Here is a 22,537-nt window from a genome sequence, read left to right on the forward strand (position 1 = left end):
CTTAGTGCGCTGCTGGTGCGGCTGGAATCCCTTCGGCATTCAGCATCTTGATAAAATCGTCATGGAGCATCGTGAGGCTTTCACGCCCCCACTGAGACAAACGCAGTGCGTCAGTGTCTGGATTAAGCTCAACCATGCCCTGATAAAGCTGAATAGCCCGCTCCATGCCTGTTACCGCCCCGTACTTCTCAAGAGCAATACCCTCGATATGGATCGCTAATGAACAGCGCTCTGTGATGGGATAAATCGACATGCCGCCATGTTCCCCAGCATAGATAACGCCATAATCTGTGCCGCCTTCTTCATTGGCCACAGGAACAACACCGTTCTTATCCTGCTGCTCATGGATAAACAGACAGGCCACCAGCCAGCGCCAGATAAGCGCCATTTGCTCAGCGGAAGGATTAAACCAGCCCATTAGTTCGCCTTCCTGAACCTCGGCAATGATGCGCATTCCATCAGGTAGCGCGTAATCGAAATACCCTTCATCAAGCTGGCGAATAGCGGACGTATACCCGATAAGTTTGCTATCAAGCCGGATACCATCCGGCGTAGCTTCAATGTGATTTAAAACCTGAGCAGAGTTTGCTTTCGGAAACTTCAATAGATTGCTCATGTCCGGACCTCGCTGCGGGCATAGAATTCTTCAATCCGCAAAATCGAATAAATACCATCCAGCCACACATAAACTTCCTGGCGGTCTTTCGGGTTTTCAATTCCCGGTACAACTTCAGTTAACAGATGGTGAATACCGGCTTTTACGCGCATTAATCTGTCGCGGGATGAATTCTCAGGTGAAACAGGGAGAATCATTTGTTGCCGTCCGATAACGGACTGAATGCGCTCGTAATCATTGAAATGCTGCTCAACGGGATTTACTTTTGCTGCGCTCATGGCTTCACCTCATCATGCACAGGCATGCTCGTTGCCTTTTCCAGTTCCTCACATGCCAGACATGCCAGCGTCAGCAGCGCGTCAAAGCGCCAGCGCTGTTCATCATTGTCTTTATCTCGAAGCTCAAGATCGGCGTGAACAATTCCGCGAATCTGCTGCGCATAGCAGAGAGCATTAGATGCAAGGTTATTCATTTCATACGCCAGTCTGTTTAGTTCACGGCTCATACGGCTACCTCCGGCAGTTGATTGCCTTCCAGCAGACAATGCAGATCACGAATGGAGATATCGAAAAGACCAACGAGGGCAACCAGGTATTTATCGCGGCTGTCTGAATTGTTTTCGAGAACGTCACGCATTAATTCAGCCAGTGAGATGAGCTGCCCGGTGCGTTCCGTTGGGTTGACTGGCAAATCGTAGGTTCTACGCATTGCACACCTCCAGCACAGGCAGACGCGCGGCCAGTGACAGAATGAAGTGCGGGGCAAGAGTGCGGCGAGCTTCTCGCTCGGTTTCGGCTTCAACTGAGAGACAGCAAGGTTTGGCTTTTTTGTCATGGCGATTGATAGCGAGAAAACGCCAGGTGAATTTGTTCGGGCTGAGTGATGCCCGCCCCATATGGGGTGTGGTACGATTTGACATAGCTACCTCGTTACTACTGATAACGGTGGTGGTCAGAAGCCCGGAAGGTGTTAGCGCACCTCTGGGCTTCGCCGTTTTATGTACTTCCTGTGCCTTACCTGTGGATAAGGTGAACACCACCAATGTATAACCTAGTGAACACCACTTCAAGTATTTTATTATCAATTTTGCTGTGTATACTGAACACCACCTAAAGCAAGAGGTTTCAGCAATGGCAACAGGTAGGAAGAACAATCGTTCTATACAGTTTTCTGTACGACTCCCTCTGGATGATTTGGAAGAAATAGAAAAACTGAAAGAAGAAGGTGAAAGCACTGCCGGCTTTCTGATTACAGCAGCAAAAAGCGAAATAAAACGCCGCCAGCGCAAACAAGCCAAAGCAGAAACGACAGAAGATTGATCCACATAATCAACTGACCAAAGGGGGTGTGTTAAATAATCCCCCTTTTTTATGGACTGACAAAATTCACCTTCGCTGCTTATCAACAAGCCCGATAATTTCAGGTCTGCGCCTCGCGTAGTGACCCCAATAAAACCTTCAACGCCACCAGCAACAGCATTCTGCATGTCAGGTTTTGACAGGTAATCAGCCAAACTTTCGGCTGATTTACCGTTAGGATTTGTTAGGAACTGAGCGAAATATTTCGCTGAGTCCTGGACCATAACATTTGATAACAGGCCAGCCAGGGAGAAGCCCTTATTCTGGACGGCGGCATTAAGCATGGTTAGCCCACCGCCAAACCCTGCGGTGATACCCTGAATTGGAGTTAGGTTATTCTCATCAGCATTAAGCATGATTAACCCCTAGGCGCTTTGCCAACCAACGTTGTGAAAGGCGTATCAACTCCGCTTTGCGCGGGTGGTAGTCCATACCCATGTCTATCAGCGTGATGTTGGTGCTTTCCAGATAGGTCAGGTGCTCAAGCTGCTCGGCTGTCATGCTGTCGCGTGGCTCGTCTTCAATACCGTTAACCTGCGCCCACTGCTTAGCCGTCAGGCCACCCAGCACAATGCGGGCGATCATGTTGCTTTCAGTGGAGTAGTGGCGAGGCAATGTCTGTTTACCCAGTTCGGCGCGAGCAGCATCCAGTGCGGCACACATTGGCTTAAACAGGTTTGCGGCACCAATACGGGCTTTAAGCTGACGGCGGTACTGCGCGGCAATCTCCGGTACGCTGCGGCTTAACGCTTCCTCGCACTGGATGAAGTAACGACGAACGGCGCGGCCTTGTTCATTGCGTTCAACCATCGCCAGCTCTTTAGCCATACTCAGTGAAATACCATGATCTTTACTGCGGCGGTCACCACCACGCTTCGTTTTCCAGTTCTCGCTACACTGGTTAAATTCCGTACTTTGGTTCCCCGGATTTGGGGAATCAAAAATCACGTAATCAACGCCTTGTTCAAATTCATACTCTTTAATGCGCTCGGAAAGCCACGTTGAATAATCACGCCCTACGCCCATTGCTTTATGTAACGCTTTCGCGCTCGCAATATTGGTTTCACGCCCGCCAATTTGACCGGAAATAACAGGAACAATGGCAGCAAAGTCATTATTGCTAATACCGCCCAGGCTGGTGGCGGGCTGAGGGGAGGCCTCAGAAGTTAATCTGCGTTTTTCGAGTTTCATATTCAGGCTCCGTTATGCGGCGTTCAGGCTATCCGGGAACTGGTTAATTAGGTGTTGTATTTCATCTTCTGAAATTGGTTGCGCTCCACGTTCAATACGCCAGCGGTTAATAAGCGTAACAATGCGACGTGCTGCTATACGATCCGGTAGGCGATATCGGGTGAAGTGGGACGAGTAGCCATGACGAGACTGATAGCGCTCACTCTCTCCGATAATTTCAACACCGTGCTGATTGCGGAATTTTGATACATCGCTATGTAGGCAGGTGGTATAAAACTTCGCACCAGAGCCAATCATGTCGAAGTCATCAACAGAGCGTGCGTTAGTGTCCAGCGCATTGACGCCATTGGGCTGCTTCAGCAGGACGGTAGCGAAGGATTCGTTTTTACTGACTGGCTTGATAACCGTGACAGGCGTAATATCAGCAAGGCAAATATCTGACAATTCCGCCTGATTTTCTGGGCGGTCTTTTTTCATTATGCCACCTCGCCGCGAGATTCAGCGATGCGCTGATTAATCCATTCATCCACTTCACTTTCAATGAATGCGATTGAGCGTGAGCCAATTTTAATCGGCTTAGGGAAGCGACCCTGGGATATTAGACGGTAAATCCATGACTTACCGTTTCCAGTGCGGTGCATGACTTCCGGCATTTTCATAAGACGTTTAGACATTTTGACTGCTCCTGTAATTGATTGGCGTCTACAGGAGACATTTAAACATCGCTGCTCTTAACTTTATGGAAGTGGAGACTTTTATTGGTAAAAATTAATGGAAGTAAGTGATGATTATTTGCAGTTAAAAATGACTACTTTGGAAGTGAAGTGACTTAATTGATCCGGTTTTGGAAATCTGGGCAATTTTCTTTATTTATTCTGGAAGGATGGGCCACAATAATCAAATCTTGCGGCCCAGGAAGCTTTAAAATTCAGAAGGGTTGCTCTGCTCAGCGCGCTCTGCTGCAAGGTTTACGATTTGCTCATTACCTACTAGCCTACTGGCTCGAAATGCTAACGCCTCGCTGATAAGATCGCGAACCCGCCTATCATCAACGGACATTCCTGTTCCGTAATCGCTTATAGCGGCGAATATATCCCTAACCAAAGCAGACTTATTTATTCCCGTAGCCCTACTGTGTTTACCACTGATTTTACCTATGGCAATGGCCTGCCCTGCGATGATGTCCAGCAACGCATCCTTTCCTCTAAGCGAAGAGTCAATATCAATGTACATCGTTGATTGAGCTGGCTTCAGTTCATTTTCGTTTATATTGACCTCAGCGAGAATCAGTGCTTTTAACTGAGGTTTGAAACAGTCTGCAATTTCCTCCCGCTCAAAGCCAAGCCGAACGAAGCTATCCGAAACCCAATATTCGCCTTCCTCCCCTTCTGCTGGATGAGTATATGGCAGACAGTTGTTTTTCTTTAAATTGAGAAGAAGAGGCGTTAACTCTTGGAGATCAAACTCCTTGCAATCCTCGGGATGGAACGGCTGAATCTCTGAAAAATGATTAAAAATCACAAGTGGCGGCAAGCGACCTGCGCCATTCATTTGGTTAAATTTCATCAACAACCACTCGGCGACAGTTGAAAATGTCGCTCTTGAACCGCCTTGCACAAGACTGGCAAGCTCGGCAAGGCTAATGAACTTGCCATAAGCCTCTTCAAGTTCGGCTTCAATATCAAACACGGTACCCCTCCGTGATTTCCCATATTGGAAGCTATGCCAGCCGTTGGGTACGGTTTTCGGGAGCTACCCTAGACATAGCCTTATTCTTTATCTGTCTACTGAAGTCTACCCCGGTATTTTTTTACTGTCTATCCATCCAGTCATGCTAATTTACCAAATGTGCCATGAACCACATTACCGCCTCGTTCCAGGCTATCCATATAGTCGGCATACCACTGAAGCATCTCCCGGCGGCCATCCAGATACTGGGCATGGTTGTACGTGCCGCGAATGGAGTTCTTATCAACGTGAGCGAGCTGCGTTTCAATCCAAGCAGTGTTGTAACCCTGCTCATGAAGAATGGTACTCATTGTATGGCGGAAGCCGTGACCTGTTGCTCTACCGTGATAACCAATACGTTTTATTACTTGGTTAATACTGGCTTCACTCATTGGCTTAGTACTGTCATTTCGACCAGGGAATACAAATTTAAAGCGGCCTGTCATTTCCTGTAATTGCTGTAGTAACTCTAGGACTTGCTCAGAAAGAGGAACGAGGTGAGGGCGGCGCATTTTCATTCTTTCTTTTGGTACTTCCCAAAGTCCTTTGTCTAAATCAAATTCCGCCCACTCTGCTGCGCGTAGCTCGATGGTGCGCACACCTGTCAGCATGAGTAACCGTGTTGCTATTTGAGTTATGCGGCTGCCAGAGTATTTATCGAGGGATTGCAGAAATTCAGGGAACTCAGAAGCAACCAAATGTGGGTAGTGTTTGTGCTTCTGGATGGCGAGTGCGCCGGCTAACTCACTGGCGGGGTTATTCTCTGCTCGACCCGTAACAATGGCGTATCGAAATGTCTGGCTACATGCCTGGCGAATCTTGCGCATTTTGTCTAAGACCCCGCGCTTCTCGAGTTTGCGTAAGGCTTCCAGAACTTCGAGTGGCTTAATATCGGTTACAGGGCGCTTGCCTATGAAGGGGAATATGTCTTTCTCAAAGGATTCCATCAGATCCTCAGAGTAACCCTTTGACCAGTTCGGATGCTTATAGGCATGCCATTCTCTGGCGAGAGCCTCGAAAGTGTTATCGATGCTTATTTTCTTTGCCTGTTTTTCGGATTTCTTTTCTTGCCCGGGATCGCTGCCACCAGCTAATAGCCGTTTTGCTTCATCGCGTTTTGCCCTGGCTTCGGCAAGAGTAATTTCTGGATATACCCCCACGGCAAGTAACTTCTCTTTTCCTGCAACGCGGTATTTTAAACGCCAGTATTTTGCGCCGTTAGGATTCACCAGCAGGTATAGACCGCCGCCATCAGAGAGCTTGTAAGGCTTTTCTTTACCTTTGGATGTGTCCACCTGGCGGGCGTTTAGTTTCATTTGGGGGTATCTCATTTCATTGAACGGGAAGCTACCCCCAAATGTACCCCCACATGGTAGTAGATTTCAATAGATGCCAGTAGACGTTGAGATACAGAGATATGGCTATGTAGGCTGATTTATTGGGGTTTTGTAGACTTAAGTAGACGGCAGGAGAAGTGAAAATGGTACGCCCTACAGGGCTCGAACCTGTGACCTACGGCTTAGAAGGCCGTTGCTCTATCCAACTGAGCTAAGGGCGCACTGTATTCCTTTCGGAAGCATTGCGGATTCGGATTATACGGTCAGTACCTTACGAGTCAATGGCTTTTGAACTGCCTGCGCGACAATTGAGCATAAAGGCTTAACAATGCCTGACAGCGGGCCGCGCTTCTGACAAAATAGAAACAATCCCCTCCCTTTTCGATTACAGACGGAATCATCTGACTGATGGCAGCAAAGATTATTGACGGTAAAACGATTGCGCAGCAGGTACGGCTTGAAGTTGCTGAAAAAGTGAAAGCCCGAATTGCCGCTGGAAAACGTGCTCCAGGACTTGCGGTTGTTCTGGTTGGCGAGAATCCTGCTTCGCAAATTTATGTTGGTAGCAAACGTAAGGCATGTGAAGAAGTGGGCTTTATTTCCCGCTCGTACGATTTGCCTGACACCACTTCCGAAGCAGAGCTGCTGGAGCTGATTGATACGCTCAACGCAGATAAAGAAATTGACGGTATCCTGGTGCAGTTACCATTGCCTGCAGGTATCGATAACGTGAAAGTTCTGGAACGTATCGACCCGGATAAAGATGTTGATGGTTTCCACCCATACAACGTAGGTCGCTTGTGCCAACGTTCGCCACGTCTGCGCCCTTGTACGCCACGTGGCATCGTGACGTTGCTTGAACGTTACGGTATTGATACTTACGGCCTGAACGCTGTGGTGATTGGCGCATCCAACATTGTTGGCCGTCCGATGAGCATGGAACTGCTGTTGGCGGGTTGCACTACTACCGTGACTCACCGCTTTACCAAAAACCTTCGTCATCACGTTGAAAATGCTGATTTGGTGATCGTGGCTGTTGGTAAACCTGGCTTTATTCCTGGTGAGTGGATCAAGGAAGGGGCGATTGTGGTGGACGTGGGTATTAACCGTCTGGAGAGCGGTAAAGTGGTGGGCGACGTAAATTATGATGAAGCCGCTGCCAAAGCCTCGTATATTACGCCGGTTCCGGGTGGCGTTGGCCCAATGACCGTCGCCACTCTTATCCAGAATACCTTGCAGGCTTGCGAGGAATATCATGATGTCGATGGAGAGTAATATGGCGACCTTCTCATTAGGTAAACACCCACACGTTGAATTGTGCGATCTGCTGAAGCTGGAAGGCTGGTGTGAAAGCGGTGCGCAGGCGAAAGCGGTGATTGCCGAAGGGCTGGTGAAAGTAGACGGTGTTGTTGAAACCCGCAAACGCTGCAAAATTGTTGCTGGTCAGACTGTTGTGTTTGAAAGTCTGAGCATTACAGTTCAAGCGTAACCACGCTCCGATAACGGCCCTCTATGGGCCGTTTCTTTTTTCCCATTCTGATCTATTCTGCATTTCTCACCCATCCATCTTCATAACCTATGCCAACGATCATTACTCATGCTGCCGTGCCAATTTGTTTAGGATTAGGGCTTGGCAAAAAAATCATTCCTCCACGTCTGTTATTAGGCGGGATCATTCTGGCGATGTTGCCGGATGCAGATGTGCTGGCGTTTAAATTTGGTGTGGCGTATGGCAATGCTTTTGGCCACCGCGGGTTCACGCACTCTTTGTTGTTTGCATTTGTGGTGCCGCTACTTTGTCTGTTTGGCTATCGTTGGTTCCGCGCAGGCTTTGTTCGCGTCTGGTTATTCCTGACGGTGTCACTGCTTTCGCATAGCCTGTTGGACTCGGTGACTACTGGAGGCAAGGGGGTTGGCTGGCTATGGCCGTGGTCAGATGAACGATTTTTTGCACCATGGCAGGTGATTCGTGTCGCACCTTTTGAGCTCTCGCGTTACCTCGAACCTCGTGGCCAGGCGGTGATTTGGTCTGAGCTACAATGGGTTTGGTTACCGGGTTTGCTGATGGCGTTCTTGCTGTTTGTCATGCGCAAAAACCTTCGTTAATAAAGTGTAATCCCCTTCAAAAAAGCAGGTCAAAACCTGCTCAACTTCAAATATTCGATAACAGTATGGCTACAACGCATATTTTTGTTGCCGAGAAAAAAACGTTTCGTCAGTATAGGTAGAACGTTCTACTAGAACGTTCTACCTAGCATAAAAACGCGTAAAAACTAAAACGCGTAGGCGGCGTCAACACCGGGGGATTGTTTATGAGTTTGCTATCCAGTATTACAAAATCGTTATCTAAATTGTCGATGATAGGCCGTGCATTAATGCTGCCTATCTCTTTGTTGCCGGCGGCAGGCTTGTTACTGGCCTTCGGCGATAAATTCCATTTACCGTTAATGATGAACGCGGGGGGGGTGATTTTCGATAACCTGCCGATGCTATTTGCGATTGGTTCGGCAGTGGGTTTAGCGGCTGAATCGGGGATTGCTGCGCTATCGGCGGCGGTGTCAGTATTTATTATTAACGTCACGATTGGCACGGTGATGCACATCACTCCTGAAATGGCGGCAGCAGGCGGGAAATATGCCATGGTGGTTGGCATTCCGACGTTGCAAATGGGGGTGTTTGGTGGCTTGATTTCCGGCATTCTGGCCGCGTGGTGCTATAACAAATTCCACACCATGCAGCTCCCTGAGTTCCTCGGTTTCTTCTCGGGTAAACGCTTTGTTGCCATCGCTACCGCATTTTTATCTTTCCTGCTCGGTATGGCACTGCCATGGATTTGGTCATATATCCAGTCGGGAATTGATTCGCTGTCGGTTATTGTGAATGGTGATAATCAGGCGCTTTCAACCTTTATCTTCGGCCTGGTTGAACGTGCGTTAATTCCTTTGGGGCTGCACCACATCTGGTATCCGTCATTCTGGTATTCATTTGGTGAGTACACGACTACAGCAGGGCAGGTTATCCACGGTGACCAGACAATCTGGTTCAAGATGCTTGAAGAAGGCGTGAAATCCTTTAGTAGCGACAGCTACCATAACGCAGGCAAATTCATGCAGGGTGAATTCCCACTGATGCTATTTGCATTGCCCGCTGCGTGTCTGGCGATGTACCACGAAGCGAACACCAAAAATAAGAAAATTGCCTCCGGTATTCTGTTCTCTGCAGCATTGACCTGTTTCCTGACAGGCATTACTGAACCGGTTGAATTTACCTTTATCTTTGTTGCACCCATCCTGTATGTATTCAACGCAATTATGGCTGGTCTGTCTTACATGTGTATGTACCTGCTGCATGCGCATATCGCTAAGTCGTTCTCGGCGGGGATGATTGACTATATTTCCTTCGGCATTTTGCCATCGTTCAATGGCTATCAAACCAACTTCCTGTCTGCGGTGATTGTTGGCGTGCCGATGGCGCTGATTTATTACTTCACTTTCCGCTACGTGATTCGCCGTTTTGATGTGAAAACACCGGGTCGTGCAGATGTGACAGCCAACGCGAACGATAAAACCGACACCGAACTTGCTGGCGATATTATCGGCTTGCTGGGTGGTGCAGAGAACATTAACTCCGTGGGGTCGTGCATTACGCGTCTGCGTCTGGAAGTTGAAAAAAGTGAGCATGTGGATAAAGACGGCCTTAACAGCCTTGGTGCTCGCGGCGTGGTGTTTGTCGGTGATTCGGGGATTCAGGTTATCTTTGGTGCCCGCGCACAATTTATTGCCCAGACGATGTCGACAATGATTGGTAAGTAGATAAGTTATTCATATCTTTGAAGCCCTCTGTATGTTTACAGGGGGCTTTATGGTATTGATAACAAGGGTATTTAGTGCATAGGAACGGGATGAAAAAGGTCAACATAATTGATGTGGCACAACTGGCTGGAGTTTCTGTCTCCACTGTCTCTTTAGTGCTGCGCCAAAAAGGAAAGATCTCTGAGGCAACTATTGAAAAGGTTAACGCTGCGATTAAACAGCTTGGCTATGTCCATAACGTTGCGGCAGCTAATCTGCGTTCCAGCACCTCAAATCTTATTGGCCTGGTTATTCGTGATTTCAATGACTCCTTTTGTGTAAACGTTATGGCAAGCGTTGTCCATTATCTGGAAAAACAAGGCTATATGGTTTTTCTGGGCCATCCTCAGGACGATGATCAACAACTTCAACAGTGTTTAACATCGTTCACCCAGCAAGGTGTGGCCGGTGTTATTTATCTGGATGCTAACCATCGTTTAGCATCTATTCCGGCACTAATTGCACAATGCCCGTTGCCAACAGTCATCATCGCTGAATCGACTGTAAGCAGCCATCGGGATGTCATTGGTCGAGATAATCGCCAGGCAGGAAACCAGGCAACGCGTTATTTGATTGACCGTGGTCACCGAAATATCGCCTATTTGGGTGGAACAGCATCGAACTTGATGCGCGAAGAGCGTTTGCTGGGTTATCGCAATGCACTGGCGCAGTACAATTTGCCGTTTCGCGAAGAGTGGGCTCCAGTTTGTGAAAACGACACCGAGAATGCTGCGCGTTTAACACGTCAATTGCTTGAGAAAAATAGCAAAATCACCGCGATGCTCTGTCATTCTCCATCAGCAATTATTGGCTGTCTCAATGGTATCCAGCAGGTTGGGCGAACGGTCGGTAAAGACGTGTTTTTGACTCAACAGGTTTCGTTGATTGGTTTCGAAGACATGATGCACATTAATCTCACCTCGCCACGTTTCACTTACGTTTCGTCATCCAGCGAGGAAGCAGGCCGACAAGCGGCAACATTGATTGTGAATAAAATTAAAGAGCCGACGATGCCTGCTCAGAAGATTATTATTTCAGGAGAGTTGGTGCTGAGAGAATCAGCCTGACAAATATTATCCCCCTTTAAGAAAAGGGGGACACATCATTTAACGGTGGTACTCGCCAGCGGCTTCCGGCTGGTATTGCAACTCCAGCACTTCCAGATGCGTCTGGTTACCGTTCGGTAACGTCCAGTTAATTGTCGCACCAACACGCAAACCCAGCAGTGCAGCGCCAACCGGCGCCATGACTGAGAGTTGATTGTCGCTGTCCGTCAGATTTACCGGGTAAACCAGCGTGCGAACATGCTCTTCTTTTGAGGATAGATCGCGGAATTTTACGCGGCTGTTCATCGTAACGACGTCGGCCGGAATATCTTCAGGCTTACGCATTTCTGCTCTGTCCAGTTCTGCGTTCAGCACTGTAGCTACCGGCTGGTTAGCAAATTGTGGTTGCTCCAGCAAACGGTCAATACGCTCGGCATCGAGTTCATTAATGATAATGGCTGGTCTGGACATATTTCTCTCCGTGTAAAAAAACAGGCACTCTTGTGCCTGATGTGGACCTTACAAAAGAAAACCCTCACCGGTAAGAGTGAGGGTTTGGTCTGCAGTGATAATACTGAGCTTAACACATAGTTTAAAGTGACCTGAGTCACAAACTGCAGTTACAGAATAATGCTACCTACTAATGCGAACAGGAAAGCGATAGTACCAATCAGCGTTTCCATCACGGTCCAGGTTTTCAGTGTTGTTTTCTCGTCCATTTCCAGGAAACGGCCAACCAGCCAGAAACCGGAGTCGTTAACGTGAGACAGAACCGTCGCACCACCTGCAATTGCCACTACGATGAAGCACAGGTCGAACTGACTAAGGCCTGGCGTTGCCGCAACCATTGGTGAGATAAGTGCCGCAGTGGTAGTCAGAGCCACAGTTGCAGAACCTTGCGCCACACGCAGAGCGGTCGAGATAACAAACGCGGCAACAATCACCGGCATACCTGTATCAGACAGCACACCAGCAAGTGCATCACCAATGCCGCTGGCACGCAGAACGCCACCGAACATACCACCCGCACCGGTCACCAAAATGATGCCGCAGATTGGGCCAAGCGCGCCATCGCACACTTTTTCCAGGTGCTGACGGCTATGACGACCACTAAACACAGCAAGAGCAAAGAACACTGTAATCAGCAATGCAATCGGGGTTTTACCCAACATGCGCAGGAACTGAACTACGATATTGTCAGCCGTTACCCAACCGAGCACGGTGGCTGTGTTCAGGCCGGTATCAAGGAAAATCAGCACCAGTGGCAGTAGCAGAATCGACAATACAGTGCCAAAAGAGGGTGGCTGGTGGTTTGGATCCGCTTCTACATTGCCGAGGAAAGAAGAAGGCAATGGAACGTCGAATTTCTTACCAGCATACAGGCCAAACAGATACGCACCGAGATACCAGGTTGGAATCGCGATAACCAGGCCAACAATGACCAGCAGCCCAATGTTTGCGCCCAGCAATTCACTGGCAGCAACCGGACCCGGATGCGGTGGCAGAAGTGCGTGCATCACAGCGAATGCACCCGCAGCAGGCAGCGCATATTTCAGCGTAGAACCGCCGAATTGTTTTGCTACGCTGAAAATAATAGGCAGCATGACTACCAGGCCCGCATCGAAGAAGATTGGGAAGCCAAACAGCAAAGATGCGACACCAAGCGCCAGTGGCGCGCGGTGTGAACCAAATTTTCCGACCAGTGTGTCAGCCAATACTTTGGCGCCGCCAGAAATTTCGAGCAGACGGCCAATCATGGCACCAAGGCCAACCAGCAGAGCAACGCCCGCCAGGGTACTGCCAAAACCGCCCAAAATCGTTGGGACAATTTTATCGAATGGCACACCGGTAACCAGTGCAACAACAACACTCACTAATGTTAATGCTAAGAATGCATGCACTTTGAAGCGCATGATGAGTATAAGTAGGAGTACGACTGCACAAGCAGCAATCCCAAGAAGGGTCCCTGCGCCGTAATGTGCTGTTATTTCGGTCATATTTTTGTCCTCTGCGCCGAATTTATAGATGAACGATACGTTAAGCATAATTCACCATATTTCTGATACCGGTAACATGATATCGGTAACATTGCGTGTTCGGGAATGGAGTACACCATGTTTATTAACATTTTGAGAGCAACTTCAAACTATCGAAAGAAACAGTCCATAAGGCACATTGATTAATTGCTGACCGTAAATAAACCTGCCATGGGCAAATTTTGAATTAATCTGTATAAGCACGTTTCAATCTGGCGCCTTGTGCGGTCATCACCTGAACCGGAGATATCATGAGCCATTACGACAAACTCACGTTAAAGGACGGCAGTTCTCTTTACTTTAAGGATTGGGGAGAAGGGCAACCGATAGTATTCAGCCACGGCTGGCCATTAACGGCAGATGCGTTTGAAGATCAGATGTTTTTCCTTGGGCAGAAGGGATTCCGGGTTATTGCTCATGACCGACGAGGGCATGGTCGTTCGTCACAGTCATGGGATGGAAATAACATGGATCAGTATGCCGATGATCTGGCCGAACTGACCGCGCATTTGAACCTCAAAGATGCCGTTCATGTCGGGCACTCAACAGGTGGTGGGGAAGTGGCGCGTTATATTGGTCGCCATGGCACCAGTCGAGTGGCAAAAGCAGTGCTGATAAGTGCCGTTCCACCGATCATGCTGAAAACAGATTTTAATCCTGATGGTGTGCCTATCGAGGTATTTGATGGTATCCGGGAAGGTGTGCGTGCTAATCGTGCCGACTTTTTCAAAGAGTTGACGATGGCATTTTACGGTTACAACCGTCCTGGTGCGAAAATTTCAGAAGGTGTGCGGGAGAGTTTTGTTGAGCAAGGCATGCAGGGCGGTATCAAAGCACTGTACGACTGTATTAAAGCTTTTTCTGAGACAGATCAGCGTGAAGATCTGAAGAAAATGACTATCCCGACGCTGGTGATTCATGGTGATGACGATCAGATTGTGCCGTTTGAAACCTGCGGCAAGGTGACAGCGGCGACACTGCCAGATGCGACGTTCAAAGTTTATGAAGGTGGCTCACACGGAATTTGCACGACGGAGAAAGACCGGGTTAATGCTGATTTACTGGCATTTTTGAAAGGTTAGCTGTTGTGGGCGGGTAAGTGACAATTACCCGCCATTCAGGCACTCATTTCATTGCTACCGGCAACATAATCTCTTTCAAAATTTCATAGCGCTGTTGGGGTGAAAGCCAAATCAAACCCAACAGCTTATGCGCTTTTTCTTCACGTTCAAATTGAGCTTTTAACTGCATTAAAAAACGTTTCGTTGTGTTCATAATTACCTCCGCATTTGATAAACAAAGCATATGTCTACAAACCCGGAACTAACAGTGAACTGATTGTTTTTTGTCTTCCGTATTTAATCGAACAGGTACTATCTGTTGATCAAACTCACATCGATCTTCGCCACAATTTTCCTCAGCGCAGCCGGTTCATTTAGCGTTGCCATAGGGCGGTGAAGCTCGCCGGGAAAAAGAATTGTCAGATCGCCCGGCTGCAATTTTATTAACGTTTCACAGCCCATATTTTTATAGAAGCCAATATCATTTTGCTCATCGAACACGCCGTCTTGTTGCTGCTGCTGTTCCACCGGTGCGGCACCGATTATCTCTTCGCCTTCAAGCACGATATGCACGTCGATATAACGGGCATGTAGTTCAGGGCGCTGCTCTTCCAATGGTTTTGTTTTGCCATCAAATACCGAAAAATAGATAAGTTCGCCTTCGATCGGGTATTTACCGTTGGCTAATTGCTGCGGACGGTTTGCGATAATTGCCTGTAACGCATGGCGAATCACCGTTGGATAAACCGGGTTTTGAGCGGCATTCTCAAGTTTATCAATAATCATGTTTCCCCCTTACACCGCAACCAGCATGCCGCCATCAACAAACAGCAGGTGGCCATTCACGAAGTTTGACGCTTTTGACGACAGGAACACCGCAGCACCAATCAGTTCTTCAGGGTCACCCCAACGTGCTGCTGGCGTGCGTTTGCACAACCACTGTGTGAAAGCTTCGTCGTCGACCAATGATTTAGTCATATCTGTTTTGAAGTAACCTGGTGCAATACCGTTGACCTGAATGTTGTAGCGCGCCAGTTCCACGCACATACCGCGGGTCAACATTTTTACCGCTCCTTTTGCCGCGGCATACGGCGTAATGGTGTCGCGGCCCAGCTCACTTTGCATTGAGCAAATATTGATTATTTTTCCGGCCTGGCGTTTTACCATGCGTCGTGAAACAGACTGTGAAACTAAAAATACGGCGGTCTGATTTACAGCAATAATATCGTTCCATTCATTAACCGGAAATTCAGTAAATGGGTGGCGACGCTGAATGCCAGCATTATTAATTAATACATCAATTGGCCCGATCTCTTGCTCGATATTTTCAATGGCAGCTTCCACTGCTTCCGGGTCGGTAACATTAAATGCAGCAGTCCAGGCGGTGTAACCACAGTCACGTAATTTCATTGCCGCATGTTCGGCGCGTTCAGCAGTAATATCATTGATGATAATTTCAGCACCATGCTCAGCCAGGCCTTGTGCTAATAAAAAGCCTATCCCTTGTGCAGAGCCGGTAATTAATACGCGTTTGTTGTCGAGCGTAAATAAATTCGTCATGGTGAATTCCTGTTATTTTTGCATCGTATTTAATATCCCTTATCAAAGCGGTTCAGAGCGGGTAAAACTGTGAAGTAGATCACTGCGAATGGTGTTACGCCCGCATGATACCTGGAGTGTGAAGTGTGGTAGCTTTTCTTTTGTTGAGGATGCGAGGCATAATCCTTTTCCCGCGGGTTATCAGGAAAACCAGATGAAGTACCAGCGCATTACATTGCAGGACATTGCCGCCCTTGCAGGGGTGACAAAAATGACCGTCAGCCGTTATTTGCGCACACCGGATAAAGTAGCCCCGGAAACTGCCGCCCGAATTGCTGAAGTTATGGCTGAAGTCAATTATATGCCTGACCCTGAAAACAGGGCGCTGGCGAGCAATATGCAGCCGCGAATCGGCGTTATTATTCCCTCATTTAATAACCAGATTTTTGCCGATTTACTGGCAGGTATCGAATCCGTAACAAAGCCGATGGGTTACCAGACGTTGGTGGTTAATTACGATTACGACCGCGAGCGTGAAGAAGAACAAATCGCCACAGTGCTGGGTTTTAACGTCGCGGGGCTGATTCTGACGGAAACCGTGCATACGTTGCGGACCGAGAAGTATCTAAGTGCTGCCGGAATTCCTGTGGCTGAAGTGATGGACCTGGTGCCTGGTAGCGGGCGCATTAATGTCGGCTTTGATAACTTCCGTGCCGGGTTTGATATGACCAATATGCTGATTGCCAGCGGCAAGAAGCGGATTATCTATTTAGGTTCGATGGCCGATGTACGTGATATCAAGCGGTATGAAGGTTATTGTAAAGCCATGGCGGATGCGGGTTTGGCTGACGGTCGGCTGATGCCAAATAAAGTTTCTTCCGTAAGTATGGGTACTGGAATGATGGCGATGGCGCGCCAGATGTACCCGGATATGGACGGTATTTTATGTACTAATGACGATCTCGCAGCAGGGGTGTTACAAGAATGCCAGGCTGCCAACATTCGTGTGCCGGAACAGATGGGAATTGCGGGTTTTCACGGCCTTGAAATCGGCCAGGTTACGGTTCCAAAACTTGCCAGTGTTGTCACGCCACGCTTTGAGATAGGGAAAGTCGCCACAGAAATTTTATTGAAGAAAATCAATAAACAACCAACGATTGAACAAGTCGATTTGCACTATCGCTTATCTCTTGGCGGCACACTTTAGTCGCTTAAATGCTGAAGCGATCACGCTAACGGTAACACGGTTTTCTAACATGAATTGGCGTGACCTATGTCGCAAAACCCTGCGCTTAAAAAGGCTTTGATGTTAAGCAGAAATATTGACTTAGCTGACTTAACCGGGGGAATCATGTCGCAACCTACCCAACACGTATTACTTATTGCTCCAGTGATGGATGCACTTCAGCAGCAACTGGATACTCATTACACCGTTCATCGCCTTTACCAGCACTCTGACGCTGTGGCCTGGCTTGCTGATAACGGCGCGCAAATTGGTGCTGTTGTGACGCGGGGTGATATCGGCGTGACTACCGCCGTGCTGGAAAATCTGCCTCAGGTCGGCGTGATTGCCATTTTTGGCGTCGGCACTGACGCGGTGGATCTGGAATATGCTCGCCGCAGGGATATTGCGGTGACCATTACTGCCGGGGCGCTCACTGATGATGTCGCTGACCTGGCTTTCGGTTTGTTGTTGAGTAGTGCTCGCCAACTGTGCCAGGGTGACCGCTTCGTACGAGAAGGGCGCTGGCTCAAGGAAAGCTCCGCATTGGCAACTCAGGTGAGTTGTAAACGTATCGGTATTTTTGGGATGGGAAATATTGGCCGTGCCATCGCCCGTCGTGCCAGCGGATTTGATATGGAAATTTATTACACCGATCGCAAAGTGGATAGCTCACTGCCGTATCACTGGTGTGAAGATGTTTTAAGTCTGGCCAGCAATAGTGACTTTTTTATTGTTGCGGTATCGGGTGGCAAGGCAAGCTATGGCATTGTGAATCGGCAAGTATTCGAGGCATTACCTAAACATGCGTTGGTCATTAATATCGCTCGCGGCAGCATTATCAATGAGCAGGATTTAATTACCGCTTTGCAAAATGGTGATATTTCCGGTGCCGGTCTGGACGTTTTTGCTAATGAACCTAATGTTCCTTCTGCACTTATTGAGATGGATAATGTGGTATTACAGCCCCACGTCGCCAGCGCAACCCATGAAACCCGTCAGCGTATGAGTAATATCGTATTTGAAAATGTTCAGGCTTATTTTAATGGACAGATATTGCCACATCGCATGAATTAAAATTACCGGCGCCCTTTATAAAAGGGCAATGACTTTTATTGTCACGGAACAATACCATGGAAAAGAAAATACCCGGCACTCGTTGGTGGCGTGTGGTTGCGCCTATTTTAATCGCCTGCATTATTTCCTTTATGGATCGGGTGAATATTAGTTTTGCACTCCCCGGCGGAATGGAAGCCGATTTAGGTATTACCAGCCAAATGGCGGGCCTCACCAGCGGCATATTTTTCATCGGCTATCTTTTTTTGCAGATCCCCGGTGGGCGTGCGGCTGTAAACGGCAGCGGTAAACGCTTTATTGCCTGGTCGCTGGTGGCATGGGCTATCGTGTCCGTCGCCACAGGTTTTGTCACCAACCATTATCAGGTCTTAGTTCTGCGCTTTGTGCTCGGTGTTGCCGAAGGCGGGATGCTGCCAGTCGTGCTGACGATGATCAGTAACTGGTTCCCGGACCGTGAAATAGGGCGAGCTAATGCTTTTGTCATGATGTTCGCGCCCATCGGCGGCATGGTTACCGCCCCAATATCTGGTGCGATTATTCAGAGTCTGGACTGGCGCTGGCTGTTTATCATCGAAGGTTTGCTGTCGATTGTGGTGTTGGCGGTGTGGTGGGTGCTGATCAGTGACCGCCCACAAGAAGCGCGTTGGTTGCCCGCTGCAGAACGGGAATACCTGCTGGCAGAACTGGAAAGCGACCGTCAGGCGCGAAGCCTGAAACAGCCGGTAAGTAATGCACCGTTGCGCGACGTATTTCGTAATAGCAGTCTAATGAAGCTGGTGGCGCTTAACTTTTTCTACCAAACCGGTGATTACGGCTACACGCTGTGGTTGCCGACAATCCTCAAAAATCTGACCGGCGCGAATATGGCGGGTGTTGGGCTACTGGCAATCGTGCCGTTTGTCGCAACGATTATCGGTATCTATGTCATTTCGATGCTCAGCGATAAAACAGGTAAACGCCGGCTGTGGGTGATGATTTCACTATTGTGTTTTGCAGCGGCATTGCTGGCATCGGTAGTTTTACGTCATAACATTATCGCAGCCTACATTGCTTTAGTGGTATGCGGGTTCTTCCTCAAGGCGGCAACGAGTCCGTTTTGGTCGATTCCGGGGCGAATTGCCTCTCCAGAGGTTGCCGGCGGGGCACGTGGTGTGATTAATGGTTTAGGCAATCTGGGGGGCTTCTGTGGGCCATGGCTGGTGGGGATGATGATTTATCTCTACGGGCAGAACATGGCAGTCTGCGCCCTGGCCGGTTCATTGGTGATCGCAGCACTGATAACCCTGACGCTACCAAAGAACTGCGATCTGACTCCTGATAAGGGTAAGCCAGTCGCAGATGAATCGGCTAAACAACCACACGTTGCTTAACGATCAATAACCTACAGCATCCAGGCGAAACTGCTTCGCGCAGTTGCCTGGATTTCTTTGTGTGGCAAACGAGCTTTCATTAAGCGGGCCATTAATTTTTGTAGCATCCAGCGAGATTTGCATTTCCGTCAGGTATGCCGGGTTTCCGTTACAGGTCAGTTTTACCGCCTTTACCGCATCATTTCCCCAGCTCTTCTCCAGCGCTTTGTTGAACGCTTTGCGCGTGACGACTTTGCCGTAGTTTGTTGCCAAAAATTCACCAAAAGCACTTTCTTTAAATTCATGGTTCAGGCGAACCATAGTTCCGAAATAGGCGTTGGGGTTAAAACCAAAACACGCGCCATGTTTTGCGAACTCATAGCGATCAAGGCACGACTGGCCTCCAGCCCCTGGCATAACGCCCGCGAGTTTGCTGGCGATATCTGTTGATAACGCAGGTGCTGGCGCCTGGCATTTTTGCGAACCGCGAACTTCGGCCATGTTGGGCACCGGGCGGGTTGAACAGCCATAGCGCATCCACCGTTTTTCATCCACGCCTCGTGCCGCGACCGATTTTGGTAAACCTGGCCACAGGCCGTGCACGGTTAAGAAAGTGCGCTTGTCATTTTGCTCTTGCTGCGTTTTACATTCGACAGGTTCGTTGCGGTTACGCTCATGCATACTCTGGCAAAACCCTGTTTGCCAGGACAGAGCCAGCACGTAACGGTCGAAATCGGCGTACTGTTTGGCGGCGAGTTCTTCCGCTTGTAACAGATGGCTTGTGGCCAGTAGGGAAGTCAGGATTAGCGTGTTTTGCCACATCAATTTCATCGTTTTCTCGCTCGGGCTTCCAGAAGTCGCTTTATTTAAGCATAAAAAAAGCGCCTCACTGAGGCGCTTATTGCAAAGCTAAAGATTAAGGCAGAATAGCTGCAGAAGGCACAAGAATTTCGGTGGCGATAATCACGACAATCAGACCAACAGCAACGGGAACTGAGGTGCGCTTTACCACTTCGAATGGAGAGATTTTTGCCATACCTGCAACTGCAACCACCACTCCGGAAACTGGAGAAATTGTGCGACCAAGGTTGGAGGCTTGCAGCATAGGAATCGCCAGGTATGCAGGGTTAATACCGGATGAGTGAGCCAGTTTTGGGATCATCTCAACAAAGGCATAGAACGGTGCGTTACCGGAACCTGTGGTCATTGCTGCCAGCATGGTGAGAACGACCAGCACCAGCATCAGAATGATACTTGCTGAACCGAACGATGTGGCAATCGATATCAGGCTCTGGATAAAGCCAATGGTGCTAAGACCTTGTGCAAACACACCCGCAGCAACCAACAGCATAACGACGTTTGCGAAGGCATCAGCCATCCCGCGGTAGCAAACTTCCAGGCCGGAAAAGACGGTCTGCGCTTTGAAGCTGCGGAAGAATTCAATCACCGCGGCAATGAGAATACAGATCACCAAAATAGAGATGATATGCAGTTGTGGACCCCATTTTCCGTCGAAAATCAGCACGCCGATAATTGGTGTAAATGGCAAAATGGCATAGAAAGAAGGTGCAGTAGTCTGGATTTCGCTGACATCGAGCATTTCGTGGCTGACGTTTTCTTTTTTATCCAGGTAGCGTTGCCAGAAGAAGTGGGCAATCGCCATGGCAATAATGGCAGCGATAGAAATTGGCACGGTGGTTTTAAAGGCAAAATCAACCAAAGACATTTCAGCAGCTTTTGCCGCCAGCACTACGTCGCCAGAAGTTGGAGACAGGATAATTGCTGCAGGAGAAGCACAAATTGCTGCCGCTGCCCCACGACTAATCCCTACGTTCACCATGACCGGGAACAACGTTGCCATCAACAACACACCCAGGCCGGTTGCAGATGAAACCGCCAGTGACATCAGACAAGCCACGAAATAAGCGGCGATCATCAAAATGTATGGTGAGTTGATTAATTTCAGTGGCTTAGACGCAAGCTTAACCACCATGTCATTGGCGCCGATATGTGTCATGTAAGCTGCAAAACCGCACAGCATCATGATCATCATGCCCAGATCGCCACCACGGCTCATCAGCAGGATTTTGACATATTCAACGATATCGGTTGCGGTGTACCCGGTGCTTTCAGCATTGCCAGGTAAAACCTTGTGGCCCATCAGAGCACTTATAATCAGTAACGTTAAACCACCGACGAATAATACGCCGGTGGCGGAGTAGCCCTTGATGATGTAGCGAGCTACACCGACAATAACCACAACCCCAATTAGTAGTTCAAGAGTAGTTAGCATTTGAGTCCCCTGTCGCGTTCGGCATCTTTACCCATTGAAGGGAGTGAGTAGTACCTGAGCGCAACGCCATGCCAGAAAATAAAAAATAAGACGCTTTGCAGTCGTCGGTGAAAACGGTGCCAATCTGCCCGAATCATTCGAGCAGATTTCTGATGAGCATCAAATTTACTAAGCTTCGTATCTCTGCCATGACACATTTGCAGGCAGCTTTGCAATTATGACATTTACTTATTGAATAGCGTTATTTATTTGTACCACTAATTGTTTTATAAATAGCCATATGGGGGTAGTTAATTTGATTAATTATTATGAAATTGTTAATTAAAATGGCAAATGTAAAACAACCAAAAATCGCTTTAAAATAAAAAGGTCTAATGCTTATACTGCCGCCTCGTATATTTTGGGGTAACCAAGTTGCAATCCACTTTCTGGTCGACAAGCCATTTACGCTTCCTCAGAAAGCATCTTTTGATGCTGCTGTTGGCGTTTGGCTGGCTGTTTATCAACAGTCAGGTCGCAGTGGCATCGCATGACTGCCCGGTAGAAATTAGCGCGTCATCCCTTTCCGTTCAGCATAGCGAACATATGCTGATGAAAAACCATTGGGATATGGTGAAAGCGAAAGGAACACTGTGTGATAAACACTGTATTCCGGATGTGATGCAAAAAGATAACGGCTACATTTCTTTGGCCGCATTACCGGTGACCAATACTCTGGCCTTAGTGATCCCCGAATGCACTGAAACGATTACCTCTGTTTCCCTGGTAACTCCGCCTGCAACTGGCCCTCCAGCCACAATACGGTTTTGTCGTTTTAGAGAATAACTCCAGCA

Annotated in this window: 27 protein-coding genes and 1 tRNA gene; 10 read left to right on the plus strand and 18 right to left on the minus strand. The window is 48.4% G+C overall.

All coding sequences use genetic code 11. The features are described from left to right. Position 1 precedes the first annotated feature (1 nt). The 11 genes from M979_RS01705 to M979_RS01760 form a co-directional block, all read right to left on the minus strand. Positions 2–616: a hypothetical protein gene (locus M979_RS01705; protein WP_083963882.1), complete on the minus strand. Its 615-nt coding sequence runs from the start codon at positions 614–616 to the stop codon at positions 2–4. After that, the gene (locus M979_RS01710) at positions 613–894 is read right to left on the minus strand and encodes a hypothetical protein (protein WP_064553372.1); all 282 of its coding nucleotides are present in this window, start codon (positions 892–894) and stop codon (positions 613–615) included. The genes M979_RS01705 and M979_RS01710 overlap by 4 nt, the downstream gene beginning before the upstream one ends. Beyond that, the gene (locus M979_RS01715; RefSeq protein ID WP_064553374.1) at positions 891–1,121 is read right to left on the minus strand and encodes a hypothetical protein; all 231 of its coding nucleotides are present in this window, start codon (positions 1,119–1,121) and stop codon (positions 891–893) included. Before M979_RS01715 ends, M979_RS01710 begins: the two co-directional genes overlap by 4 nt. Beyond that, entirely contained in the window at positions 1,118–1,324 is a 207-nt protein-coding gene (locus tag M979_RS01720) for a hypothetical protein (protein ID WP_064553376.1), read from the minus strand. The genes M979_RS01715 and M979_RS01720 overlap by 4 nt, the downstream gene beginning before the upstream one ends. Further along, a complete protein-coding gene (locus M979_RS23980) occupies positions 1,317–2,330 on the minus strand; it encodes a host cell division inhibitor Icd-like protein (protein ID WP_074388620.1) in 1,014 nt (337 codons plus the stop codon). Before M979_RS23980 ends, M979_RS01720 begins: the two co-directional genes overlap by 8 nt. Beyond that, positions 2,323–3,165, minus strand: a complete 843-nt coding sequence (locus tag M979_RS01735; RefSeq protein ID WP_064553382.1) for an antA/AntB antirepressor family protein — start codon at positions 3,163–3,165, stop codon at positions 2,323–2,325. The genes M979_RS23980 and M979_RS01735 overlap by 8 nt, the downstream gene beginning before the upstream one ends. A gap of 12 nt (positions 3,166–3,177) precedes the next feature. Continuing rightward, a complete protein-coding gene (locus tag M979_RS01740; RefSeq protein WP_064553385.1) occupies positions 3,178–3,642 on the minus strand; it encodes a hypothetical protein in 465 nt (154 codons plus the stop codon). Continuing rightward, positions 3,642–3,839 (minus strand): helix-turn-helix transcriptional regulator, encoded by a 198-nt coding sequence (locus M979_RS01745; RefSeq protein WP_064553387.1) that lies wholly within the window; start codon positions 3,837–3,839, stop codon positions 3,642–3,644. The genes M979_RS01740 and M979_RS01745 overlap by 1 nt, the downstream gene beginning before the upstream one ends. A 247-nt stretch (positions 3,840–4,086) precedes the next feature. Next, the gene (locus M979_RS01750) at positions 4,087–4,854 is read right to left on the minus strand and encodes a hypothetical protein (RefSeq protein ID WP_064553389.1); all 768 of its coding nucleotides are present in this window, start codon (positions 4,852–4,854) and stop codon (positions 4,087–4,089) included. A gap of 140 nt (positions 4,855–4,994) precedes the next feature. Beyond that, the gene (locus M979_RS01755; protein WP_064553391.1) at positions 4,995–6,209 is read right to left on the minus strand and encodes a tyrosine-type recombinase/integrase; all 1,215 of its coding nucleotides are present in this window, start codon (positions 6,207–6,209) and stop codon (positions 4,995–4,997) included. A 165-nt stretch (positions 6,210–6,374) separates the two neighbouring features. Then, positions 6,375–6,451: transfer RNA gene (locus M979_RS01760), tRNA-Arg, on the minus strand. Between the two features lie 187 nt (positions 6,452–6,638). Here M979_RS01760 and folD point away from each other — a divergent pair. The 5 genes from folD (at position 6,639) to malI (ending at position 11,148) form a co-directional block, all read left to right on the plus strand. Then, positions 6,639–7,505, plus strand: a complete 867-nt coding sequence (gene folD / locus M979_RS01765) for a bifunctional methylenetetrahydrofolate dehydrogenase/methenyltetrahydrofolate cyclohydrolase FolD (RefSeq protein ID WP_034456755.1) — start codon at positions 6,639–6,641, stop codon at positions 7,503–7,505. A 1-nt stretch (position 7,506) separates the two neighbouring features. Continuing rightward, complete coding sequence (gene ybcJ, locus M979_RS01770; RefSeq protein ID WP_034456754.1) at positions 7,507–7,719, plus strand: ribosome-associated protein YbcJ; 213 nt, start codon at positions 7,507–7,509, stop codon at positions 7,717–7,719. Positions 7,720–7,808: 89 nt separating this feature from the next. After that, positions 7,809–8,336: a metal-dependent hydrolase gene (locus tag M979_RS01775; RefSeq protein ID WP_034456752.1), complete on the plus strand. Its 528-nt coding sequence runs from the start codon at positions 7,809–7,811 to the stop codon at positions 8,334–8,336. A gap of 206 nt (positions 8,337–8,542) precedes the next feature. Next, positions 8,543–10,042 (plus strand): PTS transporter subunit EIIC, encoded by a 1,500-nt coding sequence (locus M979_RS01780; protein WP_034456750.1) that lies wholly within the window; start codon positions 8,543–8,545, stop codon positions 10,040–10,042. A gap of 89 nt (positions 10,043–10,131) precedes the next feature. Beyond that, positions 10,132–11,148, plus strand: a complete 1,017-nt coding sequence (gene malI, locus M979_RS01785; protein ID WP_034456748.1) for a Mal regulon transcriptional regulator MalI — start codon at positions 10,132–10,134, stop codon at positions 11,146–11,148. Positions 11,149–11,187: 39 nt separating this feature from the next. Here malI and rnk read toward each other — a convergent pair whose 3' ends face one another. Together rnk and M979_RS01795 are read right to left on the minus strand one after the other, a co-directional pair. After that, positions 11,188–11,598 (minus strand): nucleoside diphosphate kinase regulator, encoded by a 411-nt coding sequence (gene rnk, locus M979_RS01790; RefSeq protein WP_034456746.1) that lies wholly within the window; start codon positions 11,596–11,598, stop codon positions 11,188–11,190. A 149-nt stretch (positions 11,599–11,747) separates the two neighbouring features. Next, positions 11,748–13,124: a GntP family permease gene (locus M979_RS01795; RefSeq protein WP_064553494.1), complete on the minus strand. Its 1,377-nt coding sequence runs from the start codon at positions 13,122–13,124 to the stop codon at positions 11,748–11,750. Between the two features lie 290 nt (positions 13,125–13,414). Between M979_RS01795 and M979_RS01800 the strand changes: the two genes are divergently transcribed. Next, the gene (locus M979_RS01800) at positions 13,415–14,245 is read left to right on the plus strand and encodes an alpha/beta fold hydrolase (RefSeq protein WP_034456744.1); all 831 of its coding nucleotides are present in this window, start codon (positions 13,415–13,417) and stop codon (positions 14,243–14,245) included. A gap of 43 nt (positions 14,246–14,288) precedes the next feature. On the opposite strand, the gene M979_RS23495 is transcribed toward M979_RS01800, so the two are convergent. The 3 genes from M979_RS23495 to idnO all read right to left on the minus strand — a co-directional run bounded on the left by M979_RS23495 (position 14,289) and on the right by idnO (position 15,784). Then, on the minus strand, positions 14,289–14,438 hold the full coding sequence (locus M979_RS23495) for a hypothetical protein (protein ID WP_167350259.1): 150 nt from the start codon (positions 14,436–14,438) through the stop codon (positions 14,289–14,291). 98 nt (positions 14,439–14,536) lie between these two features. Next, positions 14,537–15,010: a NanQ anomerase/TabA/YiaL family protein gene (locus tag M979_RS01805; protein WP_064553393.1), complete on the minus strand. Its 474-nt coding sequence runs from the start codon at positions 15,008–15,010 to the stop codon at positions 14,537–14,539. Positions 15,011–15,019: 9 nt separating this feature from the next. Next, positions 15,020–15,784 (minus strand): gluconate 5-dehydrogenase, encoded by a 765-nt coding sequence (gene idnO / locus M979_RS01810; RefSeq protein ID WP_034456740.1) that lies wholly within the window; start codon positions 15,782–15,784, stop codon positions 15,020–15,022. 193 nt (positions 15,785–15,977) lie between these two features. On the opposite strand from idnO, the gene M979_RS01815 reads away from it, so the two are divergent. The 3 genes from M979_RS01815 (at position 15,978) to M979_RS01825 (ending at position 19,432) form a co-directional block, all read left to right on the plus strand. After that, positions 15,978–16,970, plus strand: coding sequence for a LacI family DNA-binding transcriptional regulator (locus M979_RS01815; RefSeq protein WP_064553395.1), 993 nt, complete (start codon positions 15,978–15,980; stop codon positions 16,968–16,970). Positions 16,971–17,111: 141 nt separating this feature from the next. Further along, a complete protein-coding gene (locus tag M979_RS01820) occupies positions 17,112–18,062 on the plus strand; it encodes a 2-hydroxyacid dehydrogenase (RefSeq protein WP_425338124.1) in 951 nt (316 codons plus the stop codon). A 56-nt stretch (positions 18,063–18,118) separates the two neighbouring features. Then, the gene (locus M979_RS01825; protein ID WP_034456734.1) at positions 18,119–19,432 is read left to right on the plus strand and encodes an MFS transporter; all 1,314 of its coding nucleotides are present in this window, start codon (positions 18,119–18,121) and stop codon (positions 19,430–19,432) included. A 3-nt stretch (positions 19,433–19,435) separates the two neighbouring features. Here M979_RS01825 and rna read toward each other — a convergent pair whose 3' ends face one another. Both rna and dcuC read right to left on the minus strand, forming a co-directional pair. Next, positions 19,436–20,242: a ribonuclease I gene (rna, locus tag M979_RS01830; protein WP_034456732.1), complete on the minus strand. Its 807-nt coding sequence runs from the start codon at positions 20,240–20,242 to the stop codon at positions 19,436–19,438. Between the two features lie 85 nt (positions 20,243–20,327). After that, entirely contained in the window at positions 20,328–21,704 is a 1,377-nt protein-coding gene (gene dcuC, locus M979_RS01835) for an anaerobic C4-dicarboxylate transporter DcuC (protein WP_034456731.1), read from the minus strand. A gap of 414 nt (positions 21,705–22,118) precedes the next feature. Here dcuC and M979_RS01840 point away from each other — a divergent pair, with 414 nt between their 5' ends. Continuing rightward, entirely contained in the window at positions 22,119–22,529 is a 411-nt protein-coding gene (locus tag M979_RS01840; protein WP_034456730.1) for a hypothetical protein, read from the plus strand. Positions 22,530–22,537: the final 8 nt, after the last annotated feature.

The organism is Buttiauxella noackiae ATCC 51607 (assembly GCF_001654865.1).
Taxonomy (GTDB): domain Bacteria; phylum Pseudomonadota; class Gammaproteobacteria; order Enterobacterales; family Enterobacteriaceae; genus Buttiauxella; species Buttiauxella noackiae.